The organism is Sphingobacterium sp. N143 (genome assembly GCF_030325625.1).
In the GTDB taxonomy this organism is placed as follows: Bacteria; Bacteroidota; Bacteroidia; order Sphingobacteriales; family Sphingobacteriaceae; genus Sphingobacterium.
In genome coordinates this window covers 25,900-36,212 of record NZ_JACAIS010000016.1, presented here as the reverse complement: position 1 = coordinate 36,212, position 10,313 = coordinate 25,900, and the positions used below count along the sequence as shown (strand labels likewise).

At 38.2% G+C, this 10,313-nt stretch carries 10 protein-coding genes; 5 read left to right on the top strand and 5 right to left on the bottom strand.

All coding sequences use genetic code 11. The features are described from left to right. Positions 1-353: 353 nt before the first annotated feature. The 5 genes from HX021_RS21605 to HX021_RS21585 form a co-directional block, all read right to left on the bottom strand. Positions 354-833 (bottom strand): DUF4405 domain-containing protein, encoded by a 480-nt coding sequence (locus HX021_RS21605; protein ID WP_165294037.1) that lies wholly within the window; start codon positions 831-833, stop codon positions 354-356. A gap of 10 nt (positions 834-843) precedes the next feature. After that, positions 844-1,434 carry an NAD(P)H-dependent oxidoreductase gene (locus tag HX021_RS21600; protein WP_286592702.1) on the bottom strand — a complete coding sequence of 197 codons (591 nt, stop codon included), beginning with the start codon at positions 1,432-1,434 and terminating at the stop codon, positions 844-846. A 111-nt stretch (positions 1,435-1,545) separates the two neighbouring features. Then, complete coding sequence (locus HX021_RS21595; RefSeq protein ID WP_165294039.1) at positions 1,546-2,079, bottom strand: Crp/Fnr family transcriptional regulator; 534 nt, start codon at positions 2,077-2,079, stop codon at positions 1,546-1,548. 35 nt (positions 2,080-2,114) lie between these two features. Continuing rightward, a complete protein-coding gene (locus tag HX021_RS21590) occupies positions 2,115-2,621 on the bottom strand; it encodes a GNAT family N-acetyltransferase (RefSeq protein WP_165294040.1) in 507 nt (168 codons plus the stop codon). A 12-nt stretch (positions 2,622-2,633) separates the two neighbouring features. Further along, entirely contained in the window at positions 2,634-3,014 is a 381-nt protein-coding gene (locus HX021_RS21585; RefSeq protein WP_165294041.1) for a hypothetical protein, read from the bottom strand. A 355-nt stretch (positions 3,015-3,369) separates the two neighbouring features. On the opposite strand from HX021_RS21585, the gene HX021_RS21580 reads away from it, so the two are divergent. The 5 genes from HX021_RS21580 to HX021_RS21560 all read left to right on the top strand — a co-directional run bounded on the left by HX021_RS21580 (position 3,370) and on the right by HX021_RS21560 (position 10,242). After that, positions 3,370-4,134, top strand: coding sequence for an SDR family NAD(P)-dependent oxidoreductase (locus HX021_RS21580; protein WP_165294042.1), 765 nt, complete (start codon positions 3,370-3,372; stop codon positions 4,132-4,134). A 20-nt stretch (positions 4,135-4,154) separates the two neighbouring features. Further along, a complete protein-coding gene (locus HX021_RS21575; RefSeq protein ID WP_286592701.1) occupies positions 4,155-5,075 on the top strand; it encodes a helix-turn-helix domain-containing protein in 921 nt (306 codons plus the stop codon). Positions 5,076-5,203: 128 nt separating this feature from the next. Beyond that, positions 5,204-6,366, top strand: a protein-coding gene (locus tag HX021_RS21570; RefSeq protein ID WP_502959025.1) for an IS3 family transposase whose coding sequence is annotated in 2 segments (ribosomal slippage) — positions 5,204-5,465 and positions 5,465-6,366 — 1,164 coding nt in all. Because the reading frame shifts where the segments join, the coding sequence is not laid out codon by codon here. A 479-nt stretch (positions 6,367-6,845) separates the two neighbouring features. Continuing rightward, on the top strand, positions 6,846-8,426 hold the full coding sequence (locus tag HX021_RS21565) for a DUF4832 domain-containing protein (RefSeq protein ID WP_286592698.1): 1,581 nt from the start codon (positions 6,846-6,848) through the stop codon (positions 8,424-8,426). Between the two features lie 28 nt (positions 8,427-8,454). Further along, positions 8,455-10,242, top strand: a complete 1,788-nt coding sequence (locus HX021_RS21560; protein ID WP_286592697.1) for a glycoside hydrolase family 2 protein — start codon at positions 8,455-8,457, stop codon at positions 10,240-10,242. Positions 10,243-10,313 lie beyond the last annotated feature (71 nt).

Below are 10,313 nucleotides of genomic sequence, written 5' to 3'. Positions count from 1 at the left end.
TCTTTCTCTTGACATAAGTCTCTTAAGTTATTAAAATTCTCTTAACTTAATGTCCACTCAAATGTAGCAACTTCAGAGCCATCTCAAATAAATAGCACTAACCAATCACAATATTTTACAAAATGCCAATAGTCATCTTCATTACTATAATTGTTGCTTATATAGACTTGGTTTCCATTGTTCCAGAAGAAGTCTGCAATATCATAGAGACATTCATCTACTCGTTCTTCACTATTTTCTACTACTAAATATTTCATTACTATAATTTTCATTTGTGTTGTCGCTCCTTAACCACTTATCAAATATTATCAATTTATGATGTCTAGATATTTCGTAAGTGATCGATTTTTAAACTATTCACTCATAATCAAATCAATTATTTCTTCTGGATTAGAATCGTTGTTAATCCAAATGTCTTCTATTGTAGTAGCTTTTTCAATTGATATACCATTTCCCCTCAGTTTTTCAGATGCTTTTTCATAATTGACATCTAACGCCTTAAAAGCATCATTGATAGGTGCTTTTATCATTTTATTGAAAATGATTAGGTCCACGGGAGGAGACATCCTTTCTGAGATAATTAGTATAACAGATAGAGTTAATACACCTAATAAAGCAGGAATAAAGACACCTTTCTTGAAATGTATTCTTAATGCTTTCCAATTGAGTATAATGTGGAAAATGGCACATATAATGAAAAACGCACCTAAAATTTCGTGTACAACTTCTGTATAACCATCAAATAAATGGAAAAGCATCAATAAGCCAGATATTCCGACTACAAGGAAAACTAAGGATACAAAAGGAGTAATATAGTTTCTATTCAGTTTCATAATTCCAAGTTTAGTTAAATTTTGAAAACCTATTTTCAATATCAGTTAACCATTTCACCCTTTTTTCCTGACTTACTGACTTTACCATGTTATAGCTAATCCATTTAAGATTTTTATATCCCATAGTTTTGAAAACACTTTTTATCATTGCTTTCTTGATTAAGTTGCCAATAAGTAGCGAATACATTATTTTGGGTTTATTCATGGTTGTGATCACTGTCACACCTTTTAAGTTTTTTAAAAGGGGTACTAAACCAAAACCCCTTGGATGGTGATCGTATACAACACCTGGAGTAAGAACTCTATCAATAAATCCTTTGGTCATTGCTGGCATTAAATCCCACCAAATGGGAAAAATAAAAATTAGGTGGTTTGCTTTTTCCAGTCGTTCATTATAGTCTATTACTTGTGGATCCACAGGTTTGTGGTCCACAAATGCTTTCAAGTCTGCCTTAGACATTACAGGATTAAATCCATCATTATCAAGATGCATAAGATCTATTTCGTGATTTGCATCTTTAAGCCCTTTGGTCACGGAATTTAAAATTGCGTTTCCAAAGCTACCTTCGTAGGGATGATTGAATACGATTACTACTCTCATTTTTACTTTGCTTAAATTTTATACTGCAAAGTTGAGAAGTAGCAAATGCTTGAACGATAACAATTGTTAAGAAAAAGAATAGTAAAAAATAATTAGAAATTTGTGCATGAATTACTGCCTGTTTCGTATTCTACTTAACGAAACAGGTGTAATTCCTAAATAAGATGCAACATAATGTTGCGGAATACGTAAGAGTATCTCAGGTTTTTCTTGAAATAATTTCCTATAACGGACTTCTGGTTTATCCTGGATACGTGCAATCAACAAATTTTGGTATAATGCAAGACGGCTAATCAGGTACTTGTTGAACAGTTTTTCAAAGCTTTTATCATTTTGCAACAAATTCATTTCCTCTTTATCAATGTACAAAAGGACCGAATCTTCAATCGTCTCAATACTGTAGGAACAGGGGGTGTTATAAAAGAAGCTTTCAGTAGCACAAAATAGTTGTTCTTCAAAAAGAAATTGAAAGGTAATTTCCTTCCCGTCATTATTTGTCCAACCTCTGAGTATACCCTTTTCTAAATAATAGAACTTGGAGGAAACTTCACCTTCTTTAATAATGATCGTTCCTTTCTTATAGTTTTCTTTTTTAGCCAACCCAAATAGGTATTGATTTAATTGATTTTGTTCCTGTTCAGTCATTAACTTTCATTATTTTGTTCACTTTAAAAACGTTGTTAATCTAATTTAATCTCAAAATAACAAACATCTGCATTGTGGTAATGAGAAGGAAGATCCGCAAAATCTCTTAGCTTTTCGATCCCTAAAAAATTGAAACCACAATTTTGGTAATGTTGAATCAGCCTTTTATTTTCCCCACAGGTATCCATACGGATGTATTTTTTGTCTTTGGCGAAGTCTTTTGACCAATCTACGATGATCTTTACATAATTGTTACCTCTGAAATTCGGGTTTGTGGCTATTCTATGAATATAAAGAGCAGATACCCCATCGTCATTTTTCCAAATTTCCGGGTCGCTGTATGTAATTGCCCAAACGCACGCAATCTCCCCATCAATCAATAATTTAAATTGTCGATTATCAATAATTTCCTCTTCGATTAATGCTTTATCAAATTGTGGCCATTGATTTTCAGGAAACTTTTCCTTCTGCAAAGATGTGGCTAATTTATAAAGTTTAAAAATTTCAGGTATGTCATTTTTCGTACTATTTACTATTTCCATAATATGCTGCTATTATACTGCTGACCCTAAATTGCTTTCGTTCGGGCTACCTTCTATTTGCAATGTCATTTCCTCACATTTGAATACCTTACCGTCTTTAATCAGAAATTCTGCAAAAACTTTATGTTTAACCACTTCACCAGTATTGAGAATGCTGGTTACTTGGTGCTTAGTGAAAATCGAATGGTCATTTTCTGCTAAGTTTAAAAATGCTATATCCACTTGCTGAATTTTGTCTTTCAACTTTTTAATGTGTTTTTTAAAGGTTTCAAAATCTAATTCCACATTGTCCACAATCTGAATATAATTTTCACTGAAATATTTATTAATCAATGTTTCATCGTAATTTTTATTTTCAATTACGTCTTTGAATAATGCTTTTATAAAATCCATATTATTTGTTTTTGACAAAGTTACTTCCGCTCGTACGGAATAAACGATAACAATTGTAAAGAAATTGTACGCAGAATCACAAACATTAAAACAGACTAAGAAGGAGGAATAAACCAATCTTGAGGCTTCTAGTGATATCTTGGAATCTACTTTGGGAATGAGGGCTATGAATCTATTGATAACATACTCAGTTTAAAATCATCTTATTAATAGTGAAAATGCTTTCAGCTCGAAATCTTTTATTTAATGGTATTTCTTGATTGAATTGCGGATTTAGCCACAAACGTACCGGATTGGGATACGTCGGCTGTTAATGTTTTGAAGACCTTTGTACGGTAATTAAAATTAAATCATAATGAACAAACAAAAAATTGCATTAGTAACCGGCGGAAGCCGTGGAATAGGTCGGGATATAGCACTTAACTTAGCGAAAAAAGGTTTAGATGTAATTATCACCTACCTATCCAATGAAAAAGCAGCCAATGAGGTTGTGGAACAGATAAAATCCTATGGAAATAAAGCGGCAGCTTTACAATTGGACGTTGCCGTCTACGAAGCTTATGCCCCTTTTTTTTCGGAGAAATTATTACCGTTGCTAAAAAATGATTTCGACAACTTACAATTAGATTATCTGATAAACAACGCAGGAGCTATTACGTTTTCAATTTTTGAGGATACTACCATTGATCAATTTAAGGAGATGATACACATCCATCTTATGGCACCTTTCTTTATCACCCAGCACGCTTTACGTATGATGAACGACGGAGGAGGAATAGTGAATATTTCAACCGGACTAACGCGTTTTGCCACACAGGGATTTGCGGCGTATGCTTCTATGAAAGGCGGACTTGAAGTACTTACTAAATATCAAGCTAAAGAATTGGGAACACGAAGAATCCGGGCAAATTCAGTAGCGCCGGGAGCTATCGAGACCGATATTTTAGGAGGTGCCGTGAGAGACAACAAAGAAATGAATGCCGCATTAGCTGCCGAAACAGCCTTGGGACGAGTTGGCTTGCCTAATGATATCGGTGCTGTAGTTGCTTTTCTGTGTACTGAAGAAGCTTATTGGATCAATGCTCAACGAATTGAAGTGTCGGGTGGTAGTAACTTGTAATTATTTGGTAAATTTGACCTATGGAAGAAATCATTCAAGTTAAAACGATTAGTGAATTTCACCGTCTGTATAATTTACCTAAGCCTTTACACCCGTTGATCAGCTTGGTAGATTATGCGGAAATGTATAAAAGTGGAACGATTAAATGTTGGTCGCAGTCATTTTATTCCATTGCATTAAAGAAGAATGTACTGGGGAAATTTAATTATGGACAATTGCCTTATGACTTCGATGAAGGCTTGATGTCATTTTTTGCACCAGGACAAATCCTAAATATTAAATTCAACGATGAATTACCCGGGCAGGAGCCATCGGGATGGATACTGCTTATCCATCCCGATTTTTTATGGAATACCACGCTGGCAAAAACGATAAAGCAATATGAATATTTCGGATATGCCATTAATGAAGCACTTTTTCTTTCCGATGAGGAAGAGTACAATATGGGTATCCTTTTGGACAACATCCGCGAAGAATACAGCAAGAATATGGATGATTTCAGTAAAAAGATCATCATCTCCCAAATCGAACTCTTGTTGAATTATGCAGATCGATATTACAAAAGACAATTCATTACGCGGGAGCGTAGTAACCACGAATTACTCACTAAGTTTGAGGAATTATTAGAACTGTATTTTAACGATAAAAACGACAGGCAACAGGTGCTTCCAACAGTAAAGTATTTCAGTGAAAAATTGAACAAAACGCCCGATTATCTGAGTAGCGTGTTGAAGAATACAACAGGAAGTAATGCCAGCCAACATATCCAGCTCAAACTTATAGAGGTTGCCAAGCTCAAACTCTCTACCACAGCACTTACCGTAAGCGAGATCGCCTATGACTTAGGATTTGAACAACCACAATCATTAAGCAAACTATTCAAAAGGGTTACACGCCAGACACCGCTTGAATTCAGGAATTTATATCAGCAGAATACGTGAATAGGTTTTAGTATCACCTTAAAACCAGGACTCTATTAAATTCATTCATATCGCAATTATCGTCTGTTTCGTATTCTGCTTAATGAAACAGAAGTTATGCCTAAATAGGAAGCGATAATTTAGGGACAATGAAAAAGAGTAAATTCAGCGAATCACAGATCATCAAGATTTTATCACAGCAGGAATCGGGTCAATCGGTTTCGGACATCTGCCGTGAGCACGGTATCAGCCAAGGAACGTTCTATTCATGGAAAAGCAAATATTCTGGCATGGAGGTTTCCCAGCTCAAGCAGCTCAGAGAGATGGAAAAAGAGCTGGCGCAATATAAAAAGATCGTTGCCGAGCAGACCCTTCAGATCACGGTTTTAAAAGACGTTATCGAAAAAAAGCTTTAGGGCCTGCCGAAAAGCGTGAGCTTGTAGGTTATGTCCGTGAAGATTTTGGGATGAGCCTACGGCAGGCCTGTGCCACATTTAACATCAGTACATCTGTTTTTTATTACCGCGCAAAGCGCAGAGATGACACGGAAGTCATCGAGCAACTGTCAAAGCTGGCCGATCTGCACCGCACGTGGGGTTTCTGGATGATGTACCACCGGCTTAGAAAGTTACAGTACATGTGGAACCACAAACGTGTTTACAGGATATACACGGCCATGCGTTTAAATCTGAGGAACAAGCGCAAGAAACGTCTTCCAGCTAGGGTAAAGTCACCTTTGCTCTGTCCTATTGGACCAAATATCACCTGGAGTCTTGATTTCATGCACGACACTTTGGCCAGTGGAAAGACGATCCGTACACTGAACGTCATCGACGATTTCAGTCGGGAGGCACTTTCCATTACTGTTGACACAAGCCTGCCTGCTCAGCGGGTGATTCGGGAACTGGAAAAATTGCTGGAGTGGCGTGGCAAACCCGAAAAGATCCGTTCGGACAATGGGCCGGAGTTTGTCGCTGAGGCCATGCGTGGATGGTGTGAGCAGAACAACATACAATGGGAATTCATCCAACCTGGGAAGCCCACACAGAACAGCTTGATTGAACGGTTTAACAGAACTTTCAGACAGGATGTACTTGACAGCTATATGTTTGACAGCCTGCCTGAGATAAGGAAATATGCAGAGGCGTGGGCATGGATGTACAACAATGAAAGACCTCACTCTTCTTTGGGGCAGTTAACACCGACAGAGTTCCTGTTGAAATATGGAAAACTCTCCGAGTTTCCCACATTCCAACAGGATAGCAATAGCAATTCTGATTGGAATTCTTTAGTTTTGAATGTAGCTAGCTAAGGGAAGATTACACAAAAGCATCAGGCAGTACATTAGTTTTCTAAAGATTGATTCCATGATCTCTTAATTGGTAACTTTTTCCTATATATCCTTCTTCTACCAATTTACGATTAACCTCCCCATTCCCGCCATTCACCGAGTTTTCCTTATCGTTGGTCTAAAGCCCGTAGGCCAGGGGCCTATTGTGTTGTAGTTTTGAGTCAACAAATAAGAACAAAAACCATCATGAGCATAGATAGAAACGCTCAGGAAAGCTTTATCACAAATGAAGAAAGACATCGATATCCTAATTTTTGTACAAAAACGAACCATTTCTGAACAAATCAATACCATAGCGGTAGCCTGTCGTGGCTAATTTTGTACCATATCCCAATAAATCAGTTTTGTTGAAACAACACCAATATAGGATAAACTATAGAAGGGGCTGACACAATGGGATTACAATAACCAGTAGACTTGAAAATATGTTCAGATACGAAATGATAAAAAAACAGACAATCTCAAATTGGATAATAAAAATTATTTTAACGCTCTTATTGTGCACTTCTGGATTGCTTGGTTTTTCTCAAAAAAATGAAGGGAAAAGCGGTTCGGGCAACACCGGATATATTTTATTAAAGCCAAAATACGATGGTCATTCAGTCTTGCGCAATCCTTTAAATGGTTGGGTAATGTATGCTCCCCGTAATGCCGATGATACGTATTGGGATATCGAATATTTTGTGCCAGCATTGGGTAAAAAGGTAAAAGCCATCGATTATGCTTCGGCATGTTATGTACGCACGAGCTGGTCTTCGCTGAATCCCAGTGACGGTGTTTATGCCTGGGATGATCCAAACTCTAAAATAGGAAAGCTTCTTAAAGGCGCACAAACGAGAGGGTTGCCCATAGCGCTCCGTATTGTGGTAGATGGTCGCGACCAAGGCCAAAATACACCCAAATTTGTGTTTGACCTTGGAGCCAAATATTATTTGGAAAATGAAAATCATCCCGATAGACAAACACCTTATCCTCAGGATCCGGTTTTTAGAAAATACTATACCAAATTTATCACAGCTTTAGCCAAGGAATTTAATGATCCTGAAAAGACCTCTTTTATTGATGCCTATGGCTTGGGAAAATGGGGCGAAGCACATTATGTTGTCTATGAAGATCCCAAAATGGCGACACCCGAAAGTACTGAAAAAATAAAGGAAGAAACCCTGGACTGGGTGACCAGCTTATATGCTAACACATTTACAAAAGTTCCTTTGGTTATCAACTACCATCGTCTGGTCGGTCATCCCGAAAGTTGGGGAGCAGTCAACCCGAATAGTGAACGCTTATTGGATAAAGCTATTGATAAGGGGTATAGCCTTCGCCAAGATGCTTTTGGCATGACTGGCTATTACCAGAATTGGGAAAAGGATTTTGCCAAGAAATGGAATTTTAAGCGTCCTATCATTATGGAAGGAGGCTGGATTATTGCCCCAGGTAAGCACCGTTATTGGACAGACCCCAGTGGAAAATATAGAGAAGGTCATGATGAGGATGTGAGGAAAGGTGAGTTCGACCTGTCGGCCGAAGCCCATGTCAATATGATGGACTTTAGAGCGGGGGGAGAAACTGAATCCTGGTTTAAGTCCTTTGATTTGGTTCAACGGTTTATTACAGAAGGAGGCTACCGCGTATATCCAGACCAAATCAACCTCCCTCAAGATATCAAGACGGGAAAAGTAGCGCAAATCGCCCATCGTTGGCAGAATATGGGCTGGGGCTATTTACCTAATAATATTCCACAATGGAACTACAAATATAAAGTTGCTTTTGCACTGTTAGATGCCAAAGGGAATGTTAAAAAGATTTTTGTAGATCGTCAGAGTGAACCGTCTGCTTGGTTGAAAGGTGCTGCTGCGAGTTATAAAATAAATGCAAAAGTAGATCTACCTGCAGGAATTTATAGCTGGGCAGTCGCCATTGTTGATACGACCAAGGAAAATAAGCCGGCTATTCAACTTGCCCTTGATGGAGATTTGACGGCTCAGGGTTGGATAAAGCTTTCGGCATTGCAGGTAAAATAGAAAATATTATTAACAACTAAGACCTATTATGATAAAGCTGATCAATCTACCTTTGATATTGTCTCTTTTTTTTAGTCTGATAACCTCCAGCCTTGTTGCACAGCAAAATATGGCCAATGTGTATGGTCGGCGAGCTCAATCCTTAAATGGAAAGTGGGACGCTATTGTAGACTTATACGACCAGGGAAGAAAAAACCAAATCTATCTGAATAAAAAAGCCGAAAGCAAGACTGATTTTTATGAATACGCTTTCGAGAATGGTCTCCGTTTAAATGTGCCTTCAGATTGGAACAGTCAAATGCCTGAACTTAAATATTACGAAGGTACCATCTGGTATGGCCGTAAGTTCGATGTAGTGAAAGAAAATAACGAAAGGTTGTTCTTGTATTTCGCTGCGGTAAGTTACCGTTGTCGCATATATCTCAATGGACAAGAGATTGCACAACATGAAGGTGGTTTTACCCCCTTTCAGATTGAAATAACAGATGCAGCCAAAGAAAACGATAATTTTTTGGCAGTTGAGGTAAATAATAGCCGGCAGGTTGATGCCATTCCGGCAATGGCCTTTGATTGGTGGAACTATGGCGGTATCACCCGAGATGTCTTTTTGGTAAGCACGCCAAAAGTTTTTATCGATGATTATTTTGTTCAATTGGACAAAACCAAAGCCGATAAAATCAATGCGAAGGTCAAACTTTCGGAAACGATGGCCAATTCCTCGGTAACTATCGAAATACCGGAACTACAACTAAAACAAACGCTTAAAACAGATGCTCAGGGAGAAGTAAAAACTTCATTCCTATCGAGAAAAATCAAACGTTGGTCGCCCACTTCACCTAAACTGTATAACGTGAAGATTTCAACGCGCGACGATCAAATAGAAGAGGAAATAGGTTTTCGCAATATTTGGGTAAAAGGGGAAGATATCTTCCTGAATGGCGAAGCTATTTTTCTCAAGTCCATTTCATTTCATGAGGAAATACCTCAGCGCAAAGGTCGTGCTTTTTCACAGGCAGATGCAGTGATGCTGCTTTCAGAAGCGAAAGCTTTGGGCTGTAATATGATTCGTTTGGCGCATTATCCACAAAATGAATATATCGTGAGAATGGCCGAAAAAATGGGTTTCTTGTTGTGGGAAGAAATTCCCATTTGGCAAGGCATCGATTTTGAAAATGAATCTACCAAAGATAAAGCCGGTAAAATGATGCGGGAAATGGTTGCTCGAGACAAAAATCGTTGCGCACTAGCTTTTTGGGGAGTAGCCAATGAAACCCAGCCGTCCGAGCCTAGAAATGCTTTTATCAGGCATTTGATTGCTACATGCAGAGCCATTGACACGACCAGGCTTATAACCGCTGCTTTTGATCTTGTTCGTTTCAATAAGGAGAAGGAAACCTTTGTTATGGATGATCCTTTTACGAAAGAATTGGACGTCGTAGCTGTTAACAAATATTTAGGCTGGTACCATTCCTGGCCAGTTTCTCCTGATAAAGCAGTATGGGATGTGGCAAAAGGCCAGCCTTTAATTATTTCTGAATTTGGAGGCGAGGCGCTGTATGGTAAAACGGGCGAAAAGGATGTCGTCAGTTCATGGAGTGAGGATTACCAAGCGACTTTGTACAAAAACAACCTCGAAATGTTTAAGCATATTCCAAACCTGCGCGGAACTTCACCTTGGGTGCTATTTGATTTCCGTTCGCCGTTCCGTTTTCATCCGACCAACCAAGATGGCTGGAACCGCAAAGGATTGATCTCAGACCAAGGCTACCGAAAGAAAGCCTGGTTTCTGATGAAACATTATTATGATAATAAATAAGACTTCAATTACGAAACCGAGCTTAAATTAGGAGTACCACAGTGACACTATTTTTTCGACGCCTACAAAAA

Coding starts and splice junctions, on each gene's coding strand:
- HX021_RS21605 (WP_165294037.1), bottom strand. CDS start 833: ATGAAACTGAATAGAAACTATATTACTCCTTTTGTATCCTTAGTTTTC.
- HX021_RS21600 (WP_286592702.1), bottom strand. CDS start 1,434: ATGAGAGTAGTAATCGTATTCAATCATCCCTACGAAGGTAGCTTTGGA.
- HX021_RS21595 (WP_165294039.1), bottom strand. CDS start 2,079: ATGACTGAACAGGAACAAAATCAATTAAATCAATACCTATTTGGGTTG.
- HX021_RS21590 (WP_165294040.1), bottom strand. CDS start 2,621: ATGGAAATAGTAAATAGTACGAAAAATGACATACCTGAAATTTTTAAA.
- HX021_RS21585 (WP_165294041.1), bottom strand. CDS start 3,014: ATGGATTTTATAAAAGCATTATTCAAAGACGTAATTGAAAATAAAAAT.
- HX021_RS21580 (WP_165294042.1), top strand. CDS start 3,370: ATGAACAAACAAAAAATTGCATTAGTAACCGGCGGAAGCCGTGGAATA.
- HX021_RS21575 (WP_286592701.1), top strand. CDS start 4,155: ATGGAAGAAATCATTCAAGTTAAAACGATTAGTGAATTTCACCGTCTG.
- HX021_RS21565 (WP_286592698.1), top strand. CDS start 6,846: ATGATAAAAAAACAGACAATCTCAAATTGGATAATAAAAATTATTTTA.
- HX021_RS21560 (WP_286592697.1), top strand. CDS start 8,455: ATGATAAAGCTGATCAATCTACCTTTGATATTGTCTCTTTTTTTTAGT.